At 68.9% G+C, this 19,874-nt stretch carries 21 protein-coding genes; 10 read left to right on the top strand and 11 right to left on the bottom strand.

Translation table 11 applies throughout. The features are described 5' to 3' along the window. Nucleotides 1-416: 416 nt before the first annotated feature. The gene (locus tag IT306_02310; GenBank protein ID MCC7367225.1) at nt 417-1,037 is read right to left on the bottom strand and encodes a sigma-70 family RNA polymerase sigma factor; all 621 of its coding nucleotides are present in this window, start codon (nt 1,035-1,037) and stop codon (nt 417-419) included. Between the two features lie 363 nt (nt 1,038-1,400). On the opposite strand from IT306_02310, the gene IT306_02305 reads away from it, so the two are divergent. Next, complete coding sequence (locus tag IT306_02305; protein ID MCC7367224.1) at nt 1,401-2,195, top strand: DUF5612 domain-containing protein; 795 nt, start codon at nt 1,401-1,403, stop codon at nt 2,193-2,195. Nucleotides 2,196-2,246: 51 nt separating this feature from the next. Here the strand turns inward: IT306_02305 and IT306_02300 are convergent, their stop codons facing one another. Next, entirely contained in the window at nt 2,247-3,953 is a 1,707-nt protein-coding gene (locus tag IT306_02300) for an ABC transporter substrate-binding protein (GenBank protein MCC7367223.1), read from the bottom strand. A gap of 387 nt (nt 3,954-4,340) precedes the next feature. On the opposite strand from IT306_02300, the gene IT306_02295 reads away from it, so the two are divergent. Further along, nucleotides 4,341-4,562, top strand: coding sequence for a hypothetical protein (locus IT306_02295; GenBank protein MCC7367222.1), 222 nt, complete (start codon nt 4,341-4,343; stop codon nt 4,560-4,562). Next, nucleotides 4,559-6,178, top strand: a complete 1,620-nt coding sequence (locus IT306_02290) for an MFS transporter (protein MCC7367221.1) — start codon at nt 4,559-4,561, stop codon at nt 6,176-6,178. Before IT306_02295 ends, IT306_02290 begins: the two co-directional genes overlap by 4 nt. A 71-nt stretch (nt 6,179-6,249) precedes the next feature. On the opposite strand, the gene thiD is transcribed toward IT306_02290, so the two are convergent. From thiD to IT306_02245, 9 genes are all read right to left on the bottom strand, one after another. Beyond that, a complete protein-coding gene (thiD, locus tag IT306_02285; protein MCC7367220.1) occupies nt 6,250-7,044 on the bottom strand; it encodes a bifunctional hydroxymethylpyrimidine kinase/phosphomethylpyrimidine kinase in 795 nt (264 codons plus the stop codon). Between the two features lie 127 nt (nt 7,045-7,171). After that, complete coding sequence (locus IT306_02280) at nt 7,172-7,846, bottom strand: hypothetical protein (GenBank protein ID MCC7367219.1); 675 nt, start codon at nt 7,844-7,846, stop codon at nt 7,172-7,174. Nucleotides 7,847-7,984: 138 nt separating this feature from the next. Beyond that, nucleotides 7,985-8,542: a flagellar biosynthetic protein FliO gene (gene fliO, locus IT306_02275; protein MCC7367218.1), complete on the bottom strand. Its 558-nt coding sequence runs from the start codon at nt 8,540-8,542 to the stop codon at nt 7,985-7,987. 20 nt (nt 8,543-8,562) lie between these two features. Beyond that, the gene (gene fliN / locus IT306_02270) at nt 8,563-9,021 is read right to left on the bottom strand and encodes a flagellar motor switch protein FliN (protein MCC7367217.1); all 459 of its coding nucleotides are present in this window, start codon (nt 9,019-9,021) and stop codon (nt 8,563-8,565) included. A 20-nt stretch (nt 9,022-9,041) separates the two neighbouring features. Beyond that, entirely contained in the window at nt 9,042-10,109 is a 1,068-nt protein-coding gene (fliM, locus tag IT306_02265; protein ID MCC7367216.1) for a flagellar motor switch protein FliM, read from the bottom strand. 227 nt (nt 10,110-10,336) lie between these two features. After that, entirely contained in the window at nt 10,337-10,864 is a 528-nt protein-coding gene (locus IT306_02260) for a flagellar basal body-associated FliL family protein (protein MCC7367215.1), read from the bottom strand. Further along, nucleotides 10,861-11,727: an OmpA family protein gene (locus tag IT306_02255; GenBank protein MCC7367214.1), complete on the bottom strand. Its 867-nt coding sequence runs from the start codon at nt 11,725-11,727 to the stop codon at nt 10,861-10,863. Before IT306_02255 ends, IT306_02260 begins: the two co-directional genes overlap by 4 nt. A 187-nt stretch (nt 11,728-11,914) precedes the next feature. Continuing rightward, a complete protein-coding gene (locus tag IT306_02250; GenBank protein MCC7367213.1) occupies nt 11,915-12,718 on the bottom strand; it encodes a flagellar motor protein in 804 nt (267 codons plus the stop codon). A 20-nt stretch (nt 12,719-12,738) separates the two neighbouring features. Further along, nucleotides 12,739-12,948 carry a flagellar FlbD family protein gene (locus IT306_02245; GenBank protein ID MCC7367212.1) on the bottom strand — a complete coding sequence of 70 codons (210 nt, stop codon included), beginning with the start codon at nt 12,946-12,948 and terminating at the stop codon, nt 12,739-12,741. Nucleotides 12,949-13,674: 726 nt separating this feature from the next. Between IT306_02245 and IT306_02240 the strand changes: the two genes are divergently transcribed. The 7 genes from IT306_02240 (at nt 13,675) to IT306_02210 (ending at nt 19,873) form a co-directional block, all read left to right on the top strand. Next, nucleotides 13,675-14,142, top strand: coding sequence for a chemotaxis protein CheW (locus IT306_02240; GenBank protein MCC7367211.1), 468 nt, complete (start codon nt 13,675-13,677; stop codon nt 14,140-14,142). A gap of 200 nt (nt 14,143-14,342) precedes the next feature. Then, on the top strand, nt 14,343-14,699 hold the full coding sequence (locus tag IT306_02235; protein ID MCC7367210.1) for a response regulator: 357 nt from the start codon (nt 14,343-14,345) through the stop codon (nt 14,697-14,699). A 37-nt stretch (nt 14,700-14,736) separates the two neighbouring features. Continuing rightward, the gene (locus IT306_02230; protein ID MCC7367209.1) at nt 14,737-15,267 is read left to right on the top strand and encodes a chemotaxis protein CheX; all 531 of its coding nucleotides are present in this window, start codon (nt 14,737-14,739) and stop codon (nt 15,265-15,267) included. Further along, entirely contained in the window at nt 15,267-17,372 is a 2,106-nt protein-coding gene (locus tag IT306_02225; GenBank protein MCC7367208.1) for a chemotaxis protein CheA, read from the top strand. The genes IT306_02230 and IT306_02225 overlap by 1 nt, the downstream gene beginning before the upstream one ends. Continuing rightward, nucleotides 17,326-17,994: a chemotaxis protein CheC gene (locus IT306_02220; protein ID MCC7367207.1), complete on the top strand. Its 669-nt coding sequence runs from the start codon at nt 17,326-17,328 to the stop codon at nt 17,992-17,994. The genes IT306_02225 and IT306_02220 overlap by 47 nt, the downstream gene beginning before the upstream one ends. Continuing rightward, nucleotides 17,991-18,485, top strand: coding sequence for a chemotaxis protein CheD (locus tag IT306_02215; protein ID MCC7367206.1), 495 nt, complete (start codon nt 17,991-17,993; stop codon nt 18,483-18,485). The genes IT306_02220 and IT306_02215 overlap by 4 nt, the downstream gene beginning before the upstream one ends. Next, nucleotides 18,482-19,873: a chemotaxis response regulator protein-glutamate methylesterase gene (locus tag IT306_02210; GenBank protein ID MCC7367205.1), complete on the top strand. Its 1,392-nt coding sequence runs from the start codon at nt 18,482-18,484 to the stop codon at nt 19,871-19,873. Before IT306_02215 ends, IT306_02210 begins: the two co-directional genes overlap by 4 nt. Nucleotide 19,874 lies beyond the last annotated feature (1 nt).

The raw sequence follows: 19,874 nt of genomic DNA, 5'->3' as shown, positions 1-19,874 counted from the left end.
GGGCGGCGGTCGTCGAAGCAGAAGCCTTGCGCTCCGGCATCACGAGCAGGCCCAGGATCATCGCGACAAAGGCGACCAGCGAGACATCGACAATCATCATGTCCACAGCGACGTGCCTCCAGGGGTTCGCGTGGTGGCCGGGTCCGTCTCACGTGGGAGGGACTGTGTCACCGCGCTGTTGGACGTTCGTGTTCCGTCCATAAAGGTACCGCTGAATCCGCCACGACGCATTGGGCGACGTTACAGATTACCGGTCGCCGCCGTTGTACAGTTCGCACAATGGCGGGGGCGGGAGGCAGCGTGCAGCCCCGGCGGCGGGCGCGAAGAGGGGCGCGCCCACACGGGACGCGCCCCTCCGGGAAGGCTACGCCGGGGTCAGGCAGGGTGCACTGCCGACCTCGCGTTCGGTGGTGGCGTCAGGCCGCTCCCAGGATCGAGAGCCGGCGCCCGCTTGGCGGGGCCACCGGGGCGGCAGCGGGCGGGGTCTCCTCCGCACGGCGCGCATGTTCGATGATGCGCCGCAGCTGCACCAGGCCGCGCGCCTGGAGCTTCTTCACGGCGTCTTCAGTCTTGCCCATGATCTCGGCGGTCTCGGCGGTGGTGAAGCCGTCCAGGAACCGCAGCGTCACGACGTGCCGCTGATCGCTGGTCAGTCGCTCCAGCGCATACGACAGCTCGTGGCGGTCCAGGGAGCGGTCCATGACCAGCTCGGCCTTCTTCTCAGGGATCTCCGGCGCGAAGTCCAGCGAGCTGATGACCTGGCGCGGGCGCGAGCGGAGGTGGTCGATCATGTGGTTCCGCGCGATGCGGTACAGCCACGCCGAGAACGGGAGTCCGCGGAACTGGTAGCTGCCGAGGCGCTCCAGCACCTTGACGAACACTTCCTCGGTCAGATCCTCAGCCGACTCGCGGCGGCCGTTCAGGTGGCGGAGCAGGTACCGGAAGATCTCCGGCGAGAACTGCTCGTAAAGCTCGCCAAATGCCCCGCCATCGCCGGCCTGGGCCCTTTCGACCAGGCTCTGAACCTCGTCGCCCATGGTGTCTTGCCTTCCCTTCATCTCGGCCGCTGTGCCTACTGTGCCGCTCGTCGGATGGCCCGTCTGGGCTAGCCCTGGCGCCCACCGTGCACCGTGGTGAGGCGTTCCGAACGGTCAGGAGCCGACACGTTGGCTCGCTGCATAGATAATCGGCTGCGGTTCGATAAAGTTCATGGCCCGTTCGGTCTGAAACACTCCCCCACGTGGGGTGAAACACCACGCAAGTGTGGCTCCGATGGGCCAGTCCATCCCCCACACGGACTATGCACACCTTTCTGTTGAGTGGGAAGACGGGGCGAGTACACTTGACGCATGAACGATTCGACGATGGCCGACGGTGACGCCGACGCGCAGGCAGTCCGGATGGGGGATCGGCGCGGCGAGGACAGGTCGCTCAAGGCCCCGTCGCGCCCAGCCAGCAGCCCGTCGCACTCCGAGGAGGCCGCCCAGGCGTCTGTTGAGGCGTTCGTCGATCCGAAGAGCGTCGGGCTGCACGACGACGGCGTCATAGCGGTGCTCGTCCGCGTGAACGTGCCCGATCAGCCGGGCGTCCTGTTCACGCTCACGCGGGTGATCTTCGAGCACCGTGCGAACATCACCTATGTAGATATCTCCGAGCGCCGCGCTCAGGGCATCGCCACCTACTTCGAGCTGTCGGATGTCGAGGATCTCGACGGGCTGGCAGCCGATCTGGAAGCGCTGCCGATCGTGAAAGCGGTCGAGCGGGAGCCGTCGTTCGGGCGGATCTACGGCAAGAGGATCATCGTCATCGGCGGCGGCGCGCAGGTCGGGCAGGTGGTGCTCGGGGCGGTCACCGAGGCTGACCGCCACAACATTCGCGGCGAGCGCATCTCGGTGGACACCATCCCCCTGGTGGGCGAGGAGGATCTGGCGGGGGCGGTGCGTGCCGTCGCCCGCCTGCCGCGCGCGGTGGCGCTGGTGATGGCCGGCTCGATCATGGGCGGCGAGGTGGCCCAGGCCGTCCGCGAGGTGCGCCAGCAGGGGATCATCGTCGTCTCGCTGAACATGGCCGGCAGCGTCCCGGACGAGGCAGACCTGGTGGTGACGGACCCGGTCCAGGCCGGCGTGATGACGGTGATGGCGGTGGCCCGCACGGCCAGGTTCGACATCCGGCGGCAGCGCGGCCGGCGCTACTGACGGCGGCCCTGACCGCCCGGGGCAGTCGGATGTCCGCGCCCTCAGGGGGAGCTACCGGGCGATCCAGGCCCCTTTGAGCGCTGCGCGGCGGCCACTGAATGCCGGCGCGTAGCCCCGCAGCGTGCTGCTGACGGCTTCCAGCGTGTGCTCGGTGAACCACCAGATGGCCGGGGCCTCGGCGAGGAGGAGGTTGGATGCCTCGTCGTAGAGGGCTTTGCGCTGGCCGGGGTCCATCACGGTCCGCGCCGCGTTCACCAGATCGTCGAACGCCTTGCTCGACCAGCCGGCGGCGTTCTGCCCGCCGTGGCTGTGGTACAGCCCGGACAGGTAGGCGTCTGGGTCTGGCAGGAACCCGAGCTTGCCCGTCACCAGCTCGAAGTCACGGGCCTGGACGGCGCGGGCAAACTCGGCGGCCGGCAGCGGCTCGACGCGCAGGGTGATGCCAACCTCGCGCAGTTGATCCGCGAGCAGCGCCGAGACGCCCTTCGAGAGGGCATCCTCACCCGTGCGGATGGCCGCCTCGAAGCCGTCGGCGTGGCCGGCCTCGGCCAGCAGCCGGCGGGCCTGGGGCACGTCCCGGCGCGTCGGCAAGTCCTCCAGCGCGAGCGCCCAGGAGCCGAAGCCGGTCGGGATCGGGCCGGTCAGTTGCCCATCCTCGCCGAGCAGCCGGCTGAGCGCAGCGCGCCGGTCGGCGGCCAGCGCCAGCGCCTGCCGCACGCGCAGGTCGTCAAAGGGGGCGCGGCGGGTGTTCAGGGTGGTGATGGTCTGACTGGCGCTGGCGCTGGCGAGGACCGTCAGGGTGCGGTCCGTGCGGAGGCGCTTCGCCGTGTCTTCGGAGAGGCCGCCGGCGCCGGTGACCGCGTCGTCAGCCGCTGCCGCCCGGTCAACCGCTGCCGCCCGGTCAGCCGCTGCCGCCCGTAGCTGTTCGATTCGCGCCGCCTCGGCGGGCACGATCCGCATGGTCAGCCGGTCCAGCAGCGGCAGGCCACGCTCCCAGTAGTCGGCGTGCTTCTCGTACGCCACGTGGCTGCCAGGGACATACGCGACGATCCGGTACGGCCCGCTGCCCACCGCCCGCAGCTTCGTGTCAGGCGCGCGGCTCAGCCAGCGACGCGGCGCGATGGCCGAGCCGCGCAGCGAGGCGAGGGTGGCCAGCAGCGGCGCGTAGGGCGCGTTGAGGGTGAACGTGACCTCGTAGCGGCCGCGCGGCTCGACCTTGACGACCTGGCTGTACCAGCCACGGTGCGGCGAGTTCGTCTCGGGCGCGCGGAGACGGTCGAACCAGGCACGGACATCCTCAGCCTCAAGCTCCGAGCCATCGTGGAAGCGGACGCCCTGACGCAGGGTGAACGTCCAGGTGGTCGGGTCGGTCATGACCCAGGCTTCGGCCAGCGCGGGCGCGAGCCGCATCTGCTCGTCGAACATGACGAGGCTCTGATAGGTCAGATCGGCCCAGGCGGCAGCGCCGGTCACGCTGCCGCCAGCGTGGGGATCGAGGTCGAGCGGGTCGCTGTCGGTGGCCCAGACGAGCGCGCCACCGGGTCTGGGCGGGCCGGCCTGCGGGGTGGCCCTGGCAGCCGGCTTCGGATCGCCGACGGGGCGAATCAGGGTCGCGGTTGGCTGGGGAGTCGGGCGGGGCGGGACCGGGGTGGCGTCTGACGGCTTGGGCGGGCTGGTCGGCTGCTGGCAGGCGACCAGGAGGCCGACGACGCCGAGCAGGGCGGCTCGTCTGCCGAAGAGGGCTGCCTGTTTGAGCATGGCCCGTCGTGTGAGACGACCGCCCGCCATCGGCATGGTGCGCGCCTCCGTCAGCAGTGCCGCCGCGCTCCCAGGGGGACGCCTGAGCATCGCCAGTATACGCCGCGTGCTTCCCTGAGCCGTACATTGGGCAGCCGTACATCGGGGGCGCACGGTGCGTCCGTCTCAATCGGGCGTCACGGCGGCCCCATTTCGCCGCGGCGGCCCCCGGATCTGTCATCCTCACCGGTGAACAACGGTGCAGTACCGGTGAACGCCCCTCTGTCAGCGAGGATCTTCTGACGGAGGCGGCGGCATGACTGGCGGGCGGACGCTCAGAGCACGTGGCAGTTCATCACGCTGGCGCAGTGTGTTGTGGCGGGCCGGCTGCGCGCGTGGGGGGCCGACATGGTGGTGATCCAGGTGTCGATTGACACGACGGAGCCGCTGACGGGGTCGGCGTTCTGCGAGCATCGCGGGCCGGTGCCGTTCGTGGGCTGGCTGCAGATGCTGCGGGCCGTCTCGGAGCTGGTTGGCGAGGCGGCGGGAACGGACGGGATGGGTACGGACGTGGCGGACACTGGCCTGCCGGCGGTGTCCGTTCAGGTAGGGGAGCCACAACGATCATGAGTTCGGTCGAGACGTACAACCAGACCCCATCGCAGGCCGCGGCGCCCCGCGCCGGCCAGCGTGAGTGGATCGGGCTGTTCGTCCTGATGCTGCCGGCGATGCTGATCGCGATGGACATGACGGTCCTGCACCTGGCGGTGCCGTCGTTGAGCGCTGACTTGAAGCCGGGCAGCGCGCAGTTGCTGTGGATCGTGGACATCTACGGCTTCTTGATCGCTGGCTCGCTGATCACGATGGGGACGCTCGGGGATCGCATCGGACGGCGCAAGCTGCTGATGATCGGGGCGGCAGCGTTCGCGTGCGCCTCGATCCTGGCGGCCTTCTCCCCGAGCGCGGAGATCCTGATTCTGACCCGGGCGATCCTGGGGGTGGCCGGCGCAACGCTGATGCCGTCCACGATGTCCCTGATCCGCAACATGTTCCACGATCCGGAGCAGCGGACGTTCGCCATCGGCGTCTGGATCTCCAGCTTCTCGGTGGGGGCGGCGGTGGGTCCGCTGGTGGGCGGGTTCATGCTCCAGTTCTTCTGGTGGGGGTCGGTGTTCCTGCTGGCGGTGCCGGTGATGGCGTTGCTGCTGGCGTTGGGACCACTGCTGCTGCCGGAGTTCCGCGATCCGCGGGCCGGCCGCCTCGACATCCCCAGCGCAGCGCTCTCGCTGGCAAGCGTTCTGGCGCTGATCTTCGGCGTGAAGCAGACTGCCGAGCACGGGCTGACGGCCCTGGCGCTGACGGCCATCGCGGCGGGGCTGGTCACGGGCTTCGTCTTCGTGCAGCGACAGCGTGGGCTGGCCGATCCGCTGATCGACCTCCGCCTCTTTCTCAACCGGGCGTTCACGGCGGCGCTGGCGGTGAACACGGTCGGCATCTTCGCGATGTTCGGCGTGTACCTGTTCATCCCGCAGTACTTGCAGCTGGTGATCGGGCTGACGCCGCTCGAGGCCGGGCTGTGGACGGTGCCAGGGTCTCTCGTCTCGATTGCCGGCTCGCTGGGCGCACCGGCGCTGCTGCGCTGGTTCCGCCCGCGCCCGCTGATCTTCGGCGGGCTGGTGGTGGCGGTGGCGGGGCTGCTGCTGCTGACGCAGGTGAGCGTGTCCTCGCTCGGGATGGTCGTCGCCGGGCTGGTCATCATCTCACTCGGGTTCGGCGTGGTGTTCACGCTGACGGTGGACGTGGTGGTCGGGGCCGCGCCGCCGGAGCGCGCGGGCGCAGCCTCGGCGATCTCCGAGACCGGCTCGGAGCTTGGCGGGGCGCTGGGGATCGCGGTGCTGGGAAGCCTTGGGGTGGCGATCTACCGGCGACAGGTGGCGGCGCTGCTGCCGTCCGGGATCTCGCCGGAGGCCGCGGAGACGGCGCGGGACACGCTCGGCGGGGCCGTCAACGTGGCGGCGCACCTCTCGGACACGGTCGGCCCGATGCTGCTGCAGGTTTCGCGAGAGGCGTTCGTGGACGGCCTGCAGCTGGTGGCGGTCTGCGCGGTGGTGCTGGTGTTGGGGCTGGCGGTGCTGGCGGCGTTCTGGCTGGGGCAGCATGAGCCTGGCGCGCCCGCGCACGCGGCATCTGACGCCCGCGCGGCCGGCGAGCGCGGCGGCCTGCCCGCAAGCTATGCCGCCGAGTAGCCGCGCAGGCGTCGGCTACGGCGCAGGGGCGTTCTCACAGGCGTGCTCAACGACGCCATGCGGGCAGCAGGCTACCCCCACCACTGGTGGAAGTGGTTGACTGGCCCGTGCCCGTGCCCGACCGGGAACGCCCGCTCGATGGCACTCGTCACGTACGCCTTCGCGCCCCTGATGGCCCCCTCCAATGACTCGCCACGCGCCAGCAGCGCCGCGATAGCCGAGGCCAGCGTGCAGCCCGTCCCGTGGGTGCTCGTCGTGTCGATGCGGGGGGCCGGCAGCTCCAGGAACGCCGCGCCGTCGTAGAGCACGTCCACCGCATCGCCGGCCAGGTGGCCGCCCTTCACCAGCACGCTGCGCGCGCCCAGCCCCACGATCTCGCGGGCGGCCTGGCGCATCTCCTCGACGGTGGTGATCTCTCGTCCAAGCAGCACACCGGCCTCAGGCAGGTTGGGCGTGGCGACCGTCGCCAGGGGCAGCAGCTCGGTGCGGAGGGCCGTCACCGCGTCCTCGCGCAGCAGCCGGTCACCGCTGGTCGCCACCATCACCGGATCGACGACGAGGGTTGCGAGGCGGTGCTCGCGGACCTTTGCCGCCACCACCCGGATGATCTCCGAGCTGGAGAGCATCCCCGTCTTGACGGCGTCCGCGCCGATGTCCGACACCACGGCGTCGATCTGCGCGGCGATCAGGTCCGTGGGCAGCTCGAAGACGGCGGTCACCCCCAGCGTGTTCTGGGCGGTGATCGCCGTGATCGCCGAGGCGCCGAAGACGCCGAGTGCGGAGAACGTCTTCAAGTCAGCCTGGATGCCGGCGCCGCCGCCGGAGTCCGAGCCTGCAATGGTCAGCGCCGTCCGCACGCGGTCCATGTGTGCCCCTCTACGAGTCCTTGCCGGTGATTCAGGGTGCGCCAGAGCCAGAGACGGCTGCTCGCGCCCGCGCTACGGGAACGATGCGCCCACGGCTTCCGATGACCTCAACCATCGTAGTGCTGGTCTATCGAGCGGCGGCCACCACGTCGCGCAGCCGCTCCACGCCGAGCCGAGGGCTGGTCAGGATCGGCACCACGCGCCCACCCGCCTCAATGGTGTCCGCGCCATTCACCGCCCGCGCCATGCTCGCCTGCGCCAGCACGATGACGTCCACGCCGGCCGCCAGCTCGCGCAGCGCCTCGACCACCAGGGTGTCGTGACGCACACCGTCGCCGGCGCGCAGGGCCTGGAAAGCTCCCTCGGCCAGCCGGGTCGTCACCTCAACCGAGCGGTCGAGCCGCGAGGCGGCCCGGTAGATCAGGTCGGCTGTCGGGCCGAGCGTCGTCGGCAGGGTGGCGGCAACGCCCACGCGCGGCCCCTGCTCCACGGCTCGCTCGGCCATCGCCTCGTCTACCCGCAGCACCGTGACGCCAAGCTCGTCGCCCAGACCATCGGCAGACGGCCCCACCGAGGAGCAGGTCAGCATGATCACGTCAGCGCCATCCCTACGGGCAGCCTCGGCGCGCGCGCGGAACCGCTGGCGGACCTCGTCGGTCAGGGCGCCCGCCGCGATGGTGTCGCCCAGCAGGCTCTCGTCCACCACATGCTCGGCTGGCAGGCCCGGCGCGATCTCCTGCACCAGATCGCCGAACACCTTGACGTTGCCCTCGACGGTGTGGATCAGCACCACCTTCGTCATCGTCGTCGTCTCCCCTTCGAAGCGGTCAGCCGAACGCGGCCAGGATAGGCAGCCAGGCGGCATCGAAGGGATTGTACCGGTCAGGCGGGCAGGCGACGTTCAGCGGAGGGCGTGCTGAGGTAGTCGGGGTGCACTGCGTCAGGCGGGCGGCGTCTCGTCCAGCTCGCCCAGGGGCGTGATCTGGTTCTGGGTTACCCCCAGCACCAGCCGTTTGCCGCCGGCCCGCACCACGTAGACGGACCGGTTCGGGCCGAGCGTGGTGGAGTCCAACACTTCCAGGAGCGTCCCGCGCTGGCTGATGCTGCCGGCAGTGTACCGCTTGAGGGCGGCCATCGAGACGTAGGCCAGCGCCAGCACCGCGCCGAGCTTGAGCACCAGATCCATCGCCGCGCCCGGGCCGTCGAACGGGTCGCCGCGCTCGACACTGCCCGGCAACAGGAACGCCCCGAGCACCAGCACCAGGAGAGCGCCCGCCACCGCCAGCTTCGCCATGCCGAACTGCGCCACGATCTGCGCGCCGGCCGTGCGCGGCTCACGCCAGGAGACGGACCGCCAGAACTCGGCGGCCGGGGCCAGCGCGCCAGCAGCACGAGCGGCCGAAACACCGGCCGAAGCACCGTTCGGTTGGGCCGCCGGCTCGCCCGAAACGGCCGGCGGGGCGGCGGGATCAGCAGGCTGTTCGTGCGTGACAGGCATGATGCGTGGTATCCCCGGGCCTAGCCGAGCGACGCGATCCGCTTGGCGCGCGACACGACCTCGATGACGCGGACGCCAAACTTCTCGTCCACCACCACGACCTCGCCCCTGGCGATCAGCGTGCCGTTGACCAGGATGTCCGCCGGCTCGCCGGCCAGCCGGTCCAGCTCGATGACCGAGCCGTTCCGCAGCGCCAGGATCTCGGCGATCTTCATCCGCGTGCGCCCCAGCTCCACCGTCACTTGCAGGTTGATATCCAGCAGCAGATCGATCTGGGTGCGGTCGGCCTCGGAGATGCCCTCCGACAGCGGCGCGAACGCCGTGGCGGCCGGCGCCGAGACCGGCGAGGCCATCACGGCCGGCATCGACGGGACGGCAGCCGCGGCGGCCACCGGTTCTGGGGCCGGGTCTTCACCCCAGCCCATCTCATCCATCCAGGACTCGTCGTCCAGGCCACCTTGCTTCGTTGGGTCTTCCATGCGCGATCAGCCCTCCTGGCTCAGCTCTCCGATTCGACAGCGCGGACGATCTGCACCGCGAGGTGCTTCCCGCTCAAGCCGGCCTGACCGACAAACTTGACGCGGTCGTCAATGCGAATCGGAAGCGGTCCGTTCGCACTCGTGTTCAGCCGCAGCACGTTGCCCTTCTGCAGGGACAGCAGCCCCTCAACGGTCATGCCCATCGCGCCCAGCTCGACGGTGACCGGCAGCGTCACCTGGCTGATGCGCTCGCCCATCTGCTCGCGGCTGTCCTGGTCGGAGCTGCGCGAGGGGGTGGTCGAGGTCCAGACCTGCGAGGTGAGGCTGTCCAGCACCGGCTGGAGCACCTGGTAGGGCAGACACATGCTGATGGTGCCTGTCACCTTGAAGACGCAGACTTCCAGCACCAGCATCACGGTGGCCTCGGCCACCGTGGCGAACTGGGCCAGCTCCGGGCTGAGCACTGGCTCTTGCATCGTCGGGCGGAGCGGCACGACGTTCGCCCAGGCCTCGCGCAAGCTGCTCAAGATGAACTGCCCGATGGTCTTGAGCAAGGCCATCTCGATCTCGGTCATCTCACCCGTACGGGGCGTCGGGGTGCCAGTCCCGCCGAGCAGCCGGTCGATCAGCACGCGGGCGACCGGCAGGTTCAACTCGACAACAGCCTGCCCCGGCAGCGGCGCCAGCCCGACGACGTAGATGACCGTCGGCGTGGGCAGGGACTGGATGTACTCGTCGTAGGTGCCCTGCTCCAGCATGGTGAGCCGGACCTGCACGCCCGCGCTGAGGTACGACGTGAGCGACGAGCCGAGCATCCGGGCAAACGACTCGTGGAGGATCCGCAGCGAGCGCAAGTGCTCCTTCGAGAACTTGTCGGGGCGGCGGAAGTCGTACAGCTTGGCTGGCTTCTGTGGGGCCAGCGGCGGCGCTGCAACGGCAACAGGAGCTGCGCTCTGTGCGAGCTCTGGCTGATCCGAGTCGCCATCCACCGGCGGCAGACCCGCGTCCTCGTCGTCGCCGCCGAGGTTCAGATCGCCAGAGAGCAGCGCCTCGATCTCTGACTGGGAGAGGATCTTGTTGTCGCGCATTCCTTGCTCTTGTCCGTTCCGGTGAGCAGCGTCCTACCCTCACCGCCGTGGCCTGGAAACCACAGATTCGCCTGGAGCGGGTGCCGTGCATCGTACCCGTCCGCGCGGCGCAGGATCTCACCCACAGGAGCTGCGATTGCTGGGTGTGAGATCCTGCGCTGCGCTCGCAGGCTCGCTACGCTCAGGATGACAGGTTGGCCTACTGCCTACTGCCTACTGCCTACTGCCTACTGGATGATGAAGTCGCTGAAGTAGACGGACAGGACCTCCTGCCGCTCTTTCGGATCGTGCGCCTGCTTCTCAAACGCGCGGTTGAGCTTGGCCTTGATCTCGTCGCGCAGCCGCTGCTTACCCTCAGGGGCCATCAGCTCGGCGGACGTCCGGGCGGTCAGCATCGCGGTCAGCTCATCCTCGATGAGGGGGAGCGTGCCGGCCAGCTCGAGCTTCAGCTCGTTCTGCGCCTCCTTGTACTTCTCACCCGCGGGCAGGGCCTTGCCAGAGTGGTCCGCCATCTCCAGCGTAATGGACACCTTGAGGTAGCGCATCACGCCAGGGTCTGCCAGATTCACGATGCGCTCGCGCATCGGGAGCATCATGCCGACTTTCGGCTTCTCGACGTACTTGATGGTCGTCTGGGCCGGCTTGGTGATCCCCAGCGACTCGCCAAAGGCGAGGGTAGCGCCCAGCGCGGCCCCGGCTCCGAGCAGAAGCCCGAGGATCATCAGGATGATTTTGCCTTTGGACAGCGCTTTCATGGTTGTGTACCTCGGTTGGCGACAGGTGCTCCGGGGAGCCCGGCGGGCGCGGCGGGGCGGGCGCCAGCGACAGCCTGTGTCCCGTTCCCAGGGGACTGCGGGAAGAGCACGACCAGGTCGACGCGGCGGTTCCTGGCGCGGCCCTCACGGCTGTCGTTCGGGGCGACGGGGCGGAACTCCCCGAAGCCGGCGGCACTCAGGCGGATCGGGGCGATGTCGGCGTGCTCGGCGAAGTACCGGCTCACCGTCGTCGCGCGGGCCGAGGACAGCTCCCAGTTCGAGGGATACAGTGCCGTCGCGATCGGGATATTGTCGGTATGGCCTTCCACCCGAATCTCGTTTGGCATGGTCCTCAACCGCTCCGCGAGCGTGTCCAGCAGGGTCATGCCACGCGGTTTGAGATCAGACTTGCCAGAATCGAACAGAAGATTCCCAGCCAGACTGATCACGATCCCCTCTCGCGACACACCTACTTCAACGCGGCCGGACGTGTCCGGGGGGACGGGGACATCGTTGACTGCCTGACGAACTTCTGCGAGCGCCTGGGCGATGGGTCCGTCCTGCGAGGAGCCGCCGGTCATCGCGGCGACCTCCTGGCTGAGCGCGGCCGGCATGACCGGCGGGATCATCGCCGAGCCGCTCGAGCCCTTCAGGCTGGTGGGCTCGGCGCCTCGCAGCACCTCCACGGCAAAGGCGCGCTGCAGTGACGTCCGCAGAGCGTCCATCTTCGCCTTGTCGGTCTGGCCCATCGCGAAGAGCACCACGAACAGCACCATCAGCAGCGTGATCATGTCGGCGTAGCTGACCAGCCACCGTTCGTGGTTGACGTGACCTTCTTCGTGGTGCTTCTTCTTCTTCGCCATCGCTGCGCGTCCGTGCCTCGGATGTCCTCAGTGGGAGCGCTGCCGCGCGCCAGGCCGCCTTGCAGCGGCTGCCCCGCCGGTGAGGACGGCCCACTGAGGAGGTGAACGTCTCCGCGCCTGCTCAGGGGCCGCCTGTCTGCGTCAGTCTTGTGTGAGTCTCAGCGAACGGTGGTCTGGGGACGGGTCATCAGGCCGCCTTCTTCTCGGCTGCCGCGCTACCCTTCGCGCCACCCTGACCGTGTCCGCGCAGGGCGGGCGGCAGGTACGCTTCCAGCTTCTCACGGACCACGCGGGGGTTGTCTCCCGCCTGGACGGCCATCACGCCCTCGACGACCAGCTCCTTCGAGTGGGCCTCGTGTGCACTCTTTACCTTGAGCTTGCTGGCGAGCGGCAGGAAGCAGGCGTTCGCGAAGAAGATCCCGTACAGCGTTGCCAGGAAGGCCGAGGCGATCAGTGGGCCGAGCTTGTCCGGCTCGGACAGGTTCTCGAGCACGTGGACAAGGCCCATCACCGTACCGATGATGCCCATCGTCGGCGCGTACCCGCCCATCGCCTCGAAGAAGCCCGCGCCAGGCTTGTGGCGCTCCTTCATCGCCTCGATGTCCGCTTCAAGGATCTCCCGCACCAGCGCCGGGTCGCTGCCATCGACCACCATCTGGATGCCGCGCCGCGTGAACGGCTCGAGCGATCCAGCTTCCTGTTCAAGCGCCAGCAGACCCTCGCGGCGGGCGCGGTCCGCAAGCTTGACGAACGTGTCCACCACGTGGGTCAAGTCGTGCGGGGCGTCCTTGATGGCGATGGTCATCAGCTTCCCGAGGGACGTCGCGACCGACAGCGGGAACGAGATCAGGGCGGCCCCGAAAGTCCCCCCAATCACGATGATGAACGCCGGCAGCATGACCAGCTTGTCCGGGGTCGTCCCCTCCATCATCGCGCCGCCCAGCAGCGCGACAAGGGCGAGGATCAGACCAGGAAGCGTTGTTTTATCCATAGACGTGTGCTCCTGGTCCCCTAGCTGGCAAGCCGAACGGCGCTCTGCGGACCGTAGGCGGCCCGCCGATACGCGATGACACGCGCCACGACTTCCGCCGGCGCTTCCTGCACGATCAGGTTGCGACCATCGACCAGGGTCAGATGGGTATCCGGGGTGGCCTCGACGAGCTCGATCAGCTCGGCGTTCACGACCAGCTCGGTACCATCGAGCCGGGTCACAGAGATCATCAGCTGGCCGTCCTTTCCCACGGGCCAGAGCGGCGCCGTGGCCCGCGTTTCCTTGATAGGCGCCTCGGCTCAAGAGGCTGCGAGCACGGCCCCGAGTCGACACGAACCCATGCCCAGCAGGAGCGCATCCCGCATGGGACGCCCTGGCTGTCCACGACTCGCCACCAGAATCATCGGCGGGTTTCGCGTGGGTGTACAGGCATTAATGGGAAGAGTCGCGCAGGCGCGAAGGGGAAGAGTCGCGCAGGCGCGAAGCGGCAGAGTCGAGCAAGCCAAGCGGCAGAGTCGAGCAGGCGAAGCGGCAGAGTCGAGCACAACCCAATTTTCTCAAGACCTGTCCTCCTGGCAGCCTCGGCCATCGTTACGGTTCGTCGGAGCGGCCACGCGAGCGTGACGGAATCCGCCGACGGCACCCGTCGCCTGCACCGCCCCCGCCCTCGCCTCAACCACGGGCCCACGGCCATGAGCGCCACGGCCCCGTGCGCGACGGCCCCGGCGCTGTCCTCATGGATCCCCCTCCATGGTCTGCGAGAGCCATGACGAAATGTCGAGAATCCGCGTCAATAAGCATCCCGCCTCTGTTCTGATGAACGTTAGACCGTGTAGCCGCCGTCCCAGCATCGCAACGTTGCTTGCCAGGCCAGGGGTGGCTCTGAGAACGATCCCGAGACCGTGAGGACGGTCGACTGGCCGGGCACGCCCGGCGCTGGTTGAGGAGGACACAACATGCAGGGCACTGCCTTGGCGATCGGGGATGAGCAGGTCGTAGTGCTCGAGCTTGCGGGCGAGGCGTACGGCGTGGAGATCGGTCGCGTCGAGGAGATCATCCGGATGCAGGCCATCACACGGATTCCGAACGGCCCGGCCTTCATCGAGGGCGTGACGAACCTGCGCGGCCGGGTGATCCCCGTGCTCGACCTTCGCAAGCGATTCGGGCTGCCGGCCACCGAGGCGACACGGCGCAGCCGGATCGTCGTCGGCGAGCTGGGCGAGCACACGGTGGGCCTGGTGGTCGACGGGGTGTCCGAGGTGCTGCTGGTCGGCTCCGACGCCGTCGAGCCGCCGTCGACCCTGGTCACATCCGCGGATTCAGCCTTCCTCCGGGGGGTTGCGAAGCTGGAGGAGCGGCTCATCCTGCTGCTCGACCTCTCTCGCATCCTGACCCGGGCCGAGCAGGAGGATCTGGCAGCCTGATCGTCGTGTGCAGCCGTCTGCGCCCCAGCACCCGTTGAGCGCAGGCACCCACCCTACCACAGCGCCAACCCTACCACAGCGCAGCGCGTGGCGGATCGAGAACGCGAACACCCGCCACACCAGAGCCGCCGTCCGGGACGGCGGTCCTCACCATCGGAAGCCCAGGCCCAAGTAGAGCACGGACAGGAGCGAGGAGAACGGTGGCAAAGATTCTGATCGCCGACGACGCCGCCTTCATGCGGATGCGCTGCGGCAAGATGCTGCAGTCCCACGGGCACACCGTCATTGAAGCCGAGAACGGCCGCGAGGCCGTGGACAAGTTCAACAGCGAGAACGTGGACGTCGTCCTGCTGGACATCACCATGCCCGAGATGGACGGCCTGACGGCCCTCAAGGAGATCAAGAAGGCGGACCCGAACGCCCGCGTGGCGATGGTGACGGCCATTGGTCAGCAGCAGGTCGTGATGGAAGCGCTCCAGTCGGGCGCGCGCGACTTCGTGGTCAAGCCGTTCCAGCCGGAGCGCGTGCTCGCGGCCGTGGAGAAGCTCCTCAAGTAGGGGCACGACGGACAGTCTGACAAAGGAGACACATCGGATGGAGACGCGGACCGTCGTCGATCCCGCCATCGAGCAGGTGCTCGCGCAGCCGTCGCGCACGATCCCCAAGGCCGAGCACCTGGAGCCGTTTGTGGCCGCTGCGCGCGACGTGCTCGAGCAGGAGCTGGCCTCCGAGGTGCAGTCTGGCAAGCTGGCGCTGGCCAACGGCACCTGCACGACCCACGAAGTGACCGCCATCGTCGGCATCACCGGCCAGCTGACTGGCATGGCGATGTACGGCATGAGCGAGGAGACCGCCCTGGCGATTGTCGGGCAGTTGATGGGCTGCCCGTGCGACGAGCTGGACGAGCTGGCCCTTTCGGGTATCGGCGAGCTGGCAAACGTCATCACCGGCTGCGCAACCACCCTGCTGGCCCAGCTCGGCCTCGAAGTGGACATCGCCCCGCCAGTCCTGTTGCAGGGTGCTGGCAGCCGCATGAGCACCGCTGGCATCCAGCGGCTCGTCGTTCCGCTGGTGACGGCGCTCGGCACAGTCGAGGCCCAGCTGGCGATCAAGGAGCGGCGGTAATGGAGCTGCGGCTCGACGCGACCCCTGAGGAGCTTCCGATCTTCATTGCGGAGACGGATGAGATGCTCCAGATGCTCGACGAGCAGCTTGTTCGCCTCGAGCAGGATGGCCCGAGCCCGGAGCTCCTTCAGGAGGTCTTTCGGGCCGCGCACACCATCAAAGGCTCGTCGGCGGCAATCGGCCATCTCCGCATGGCCAAGCTCACCCATGCCACCGAGAGTCTCCTCGACAAGGTCCGGCACGGCGAGATCGCCACGACGCCGGCCCTGACGGAGCTGCTGTTCCAGGCCCTTGACATGCTCAAGGCCCTGGCCGCCGAGGTCCAGACTGGTGAGATGACCGACCTGGACGTCACCAACCTGGTCTCGAAGCTCGAAGCCCATGCTGCCAACAAGGGCGCCTCGACGGCGTCCTCGCGCGGCGTGCGCCCGAGCGTCATCGAGCCGCCGGAGGGCGCAACGCACCACATGCTGGTGCAGCTCGACTCCGAGGAGTGGAAGTCGGTCCGCGCGTTCCAGACGCTGCTCGCGGTGGACGAGTGCGGCGAGATTCTCCTGAGCCGGCCGTCGCGCACGGAGGTCATCCAGCAGCTCGTCAACAAGCGGCTGGAGATCTACGTCCGCTCGACGAAGACCATCGACCAGATCCGCGAGAAGCTCGGCGGCGTGCAGGACATCACCATCCTGCGCCTGCTCGACGTCGAAGACATGGCCTTTGAAGATTCGGCGGCCATGGGAGACGTCCACCAGGCGCCACAGACGGACGCCGCCGCCGCTGCCCAGAGCAGCGATCACGGCCCGGCCGGCGCGGCTGGCGCCGCCAACAAGAAGGGGGCAGCACGCCCAGCCACGGCCACCGTCCGCATCGACGTGGAGCGGCTGGATCGGTTGCTCAACCTGGTGGGCGAGCTGGTCATCGACCGGACCCGTTTGCTGGGGCTGGGCCGCGCCTTGCAGGATCAGCTGGGCGAGCACGCGATGCTCTCCGAGATCACCGAGACGGTCTTTCACCTGGGCCGCGTCACCGACGAGATGCAGGCCGAGGTGATGAAGAGCCGGATGCTGCCGATCGGCACCGTCTTCAGCCGCTTCCCGCGCGTCACCCGTGACCTGTCAACCCGCCAGGGCAAGAAGGTCGAGCTGGTGATCGAGGGGCAAGAGACCGAGCTGGACCGGTCGGTCATCGAAGAGATCGGCGATCCGCTGGTGCACCTGCTGCGAAACGCCATCGATCACGGCGTGGAGCAGCCGGCCGACCGCATCGCCGCTGGCAAGCCCGAGATGGCCATCGTGAAGCTGACGGCGGAACACGTCGAAAGCTCCATCGTGATCACCGTCGAGGACAACGGGCGAGGCATCGACCCGGCCAAGATCAAGGCGAAGTCGGTCGAGCGCGGGCTCATCACGGCAGAAGTCGCCCAGCGTATGTCGGACGCCGAAGCGCTGGAGCTGATCTTCGCCCCGGGCTTCTCGACGGCCGCCGCCGTCACGGACATCTCTGGGCGCGGTGTCGGTATGGACATCGTGCGGACGAACGTCGAGCGGCTGGGCGGCACCGTCGAGGTGCAGTCGAAGCTCGGCGAGGGCAGCCGGTTCTTCCTGCGCCTCCCGCTGACCCTGGCGATTGTCCAGGCGCTGCTGGTGCGCGTGGGCGGCGGCATCTACGCACTGCCGCTCTCAAGCGTCACCGAGACGCTGCGCGTCCCCGTGGCCGACATCCAGCGGCTGCAGCAGCAGGAGGCGATCCTCCTGCGCGGGAAGGTCCTGCCGATCGTGCGGTGCTCCGCGCTGTTCCAGTGCGAGTCCGAGCTGCCGCCCAACGCGCGTGACATTCTCGTCGTCGCCGTCAAGGTCGGCGAGCGACAGATCGGCCTGGCCGTGGATCGGCTGCTGGGCGAGCAGGAAGTCGTGATCAAGTCGCTGGGCGACCTGATCGGCGACGTGCCGGGCCTCTCCAGCGCGGCCATCCTTGGCGACGGCACGGTCGCCCTCATCGTCGACGTTCCGGCGCTGGTCCAGCGACTCGCTACGATGGACCGGGCCGAGTGGAGGTGGTCCGATGCACGAGACGCTGACGAGTCCGCTCGCGCCCTCGCCCACGCCTGAGCTGAGCGCCGAGCTGAGCGCCGAGCTGGCCACGATGGCAGTCGTGGCCGCCTCGGCGGTCCAGAGCGCCGCGAACGCCCTGTCTGAGATGGCCCTGCGTGAGATCACGGCGGTCTCGCCAGAGGTCAGGATGGTGGACCTGTCCCATCTGACGATGGTGGCTGGTGACCCCGAACGATCCGTCGTGGCCGTCTACCTCGGGATCGAGGGCGACATCCAGGGGCACATCCTGATGGCCTTCAGCGAGGCGATGGCGCTGGGGCTGGTCGACATGCTGCTGGGCGAGCCAGAGGGAACCACCTCGGAGCTTGGCGAGCTGGAGATCTCGGCGCTGGCCGAAGCCGGCAACGTCGGCGGCTCGTTCTTCCTGACCACCATCGCGGACTGGTCCGGCCTGACGCTCCCCCCGACGCCCCCGGTCGTCATCCACGAGATGTGCGGTGCAATCCTCGGGACGTTGGCCGGCGAGCTGGCCCTCCAGGCGCACGATCAGGCCATGGTCATTGACGCGCAGTTCACCTGCGACGGGCAAGTGGTCGACGCCTCGTTCTTCATGTTCCCCGGCGATCAGATGATCGAGAAGGTTGGCCATGCTCGACCAGCCGAGGCGGCCCTTGCATGATTGCTACAGCTACATCTGTCATTGCTGTCGGGCTAGGTGATCTCTTCCTGAGTCGATCTGAAGATCTGGTGGCCTATAGCCTCGGCTCATGCATCGGGATCTGCCTGTGGGATCCCGGCACCAAAGTGGCCGCCATGGCCCACGTCGTCTTGCCGGCTGCGCCTGCGGGCGGCTCCGTGGCACTGCCAGGCAAGTTCGGCGACACCGCCGTGCCAGCGATGCTCGACGCCCTCGCCAAAGCTGGCGCGCAGAAGTTTCGCCTGCAGTGCAAGATCGCCGGCGGCGCTGCCGTCCTGGCAATCGGCGGCGGCGGCAGCCTCCCAAAGATCGGCGAGCGCAACATCGAGGCGGTGAAGAAGGCGCTCGCGTCCGTCAACATCCGCATTCTCGGCGAGCAGACCGGCGGCAACATGGGGCGTACCGTGCGCCTTGAGCCGTCGACCGGGCGCGTCCTGGTGCGGACCGTCCGTGGAACCGAGACAGAGCTATGACTGATCGCCTCCCCCCGCGCGACCCTGGCGCCGGCAGCCCCGGCCAGCCGCCGGCCCGCCCACCTCTTCGGCCAGCCTCCCGGTTCGAGCCAGCCCGCCCGGCTGGGACGCCCGGCTCTTCGTTTGGATTGCCCAACCGGCCAGCGGCCCCGCTCCGCCCGAGCGCGCCGCCCGCACCGGTGGCTCGCCCCGCTGGCGTCACCGGGCCAGCCCCTCGGCCCGCCCAGCCGACGCCCACCCCGGCGAGCGACCGGCCGATTCGCGTCCTGATCGTGGATGACTCGGTGCTGATGCGCCAGGCCGTCCGGCGGCTGCTGACTGCCGATACAGGTATCGAGGTGGTGGACGTCGCGCGGGATGGGCTGGAGGCGCTCGCGAAGGTCGAGAAGCTCCAGCCGGACGTCCTGACGATGGACGTGGAGATGCCGCACATGGACGGCCTCTCCGCGCTCAAGATGCTGATGGAGCACTACCCGCGCCCCGTCGTCATGCTCAGCAGCCTGACGGCGGCCGGCGCGGAGGCCACGGTCAAGGCCCTGGCGCTCGGCGCGGTGGACTTCATGCAGAAGCCGTCCGCCAACGTGCCCGGCGGCCTGGCTGCTCTCGGCGACGAGCTGATCGCCAAGGTCAAGCGGGCCTCCCAGGCCCGGGTGCGCCGACCGCTGCTCCACGCAACGTTGCCCACGCCGAGCACGTCTTCGGCGACGGCCTCGGCCGCGCCGCGCCCGGGCAGCGCCCTGGGCACGGCCAACGGGACCGGGCTGGCCGGTGGCGGAGCTGCCGCACCGCAGCCGATCCGCGAGCCAGACCGGCTGCTGGTCATCGGCTCGTCCACGGGCGGGCCGCGCGCGCTGGCGGAAGTCGTTTCCGGCCTGCCGGCTGACCTGCCGGCAGCGGTCGTCATCGTCCAGCACCTGCCGGCTGGCTTCACGAAGTCGCTGGCGGAGCGGCTGAACCAGATCTGCCCGCTGGAGGTCTCCGAAGCGAAGGATGGCGACCAGCTCAGCGTCGGGCGGGTGCTGGTGGCCCCAGGCGATTTCCACATGAAGGTCTCTGGCCGCCGCGTGCAGCTGGAGATGGGACCGCGCCGGCACGGCGTGCGCCCGGCGGTCGATACGACGCTCGAAACCGCGGCGGCCACGTTCGGCCCGGCTGTCCTGACCGCGATCCTCACGGGCATGGGCGAGGACGGCACCGAGGGCGCTCGCGCCGTCAAGGACGCTGGCGGCCAGGTGCTGGCCGAAGACGAGTCCACCTGCGTGGTCTACGGGATGCCGCGCTCCGTCGTCGAGCACGGCCTGTCAGACGAAGTCGTCCCGCTGGATCACATGGCGGCTGCCATCGTACGCCGCCTCCCAACACTCAAACCGCGCTTCTCCAAGAGGTGAT

Source organism: Chloroflexota bacterium, assembly GCA_020850535.1.
Classification (GTDB): domain Bacteria; phylum Chloroflexota; class UBA6077; order UBA6077; family JACCZL01; genus JADZEM01.
Note: the sequence above shows the minus strand (reverse complement) of the source record. Positions and strands in the feature narration are given on the sequence as shown.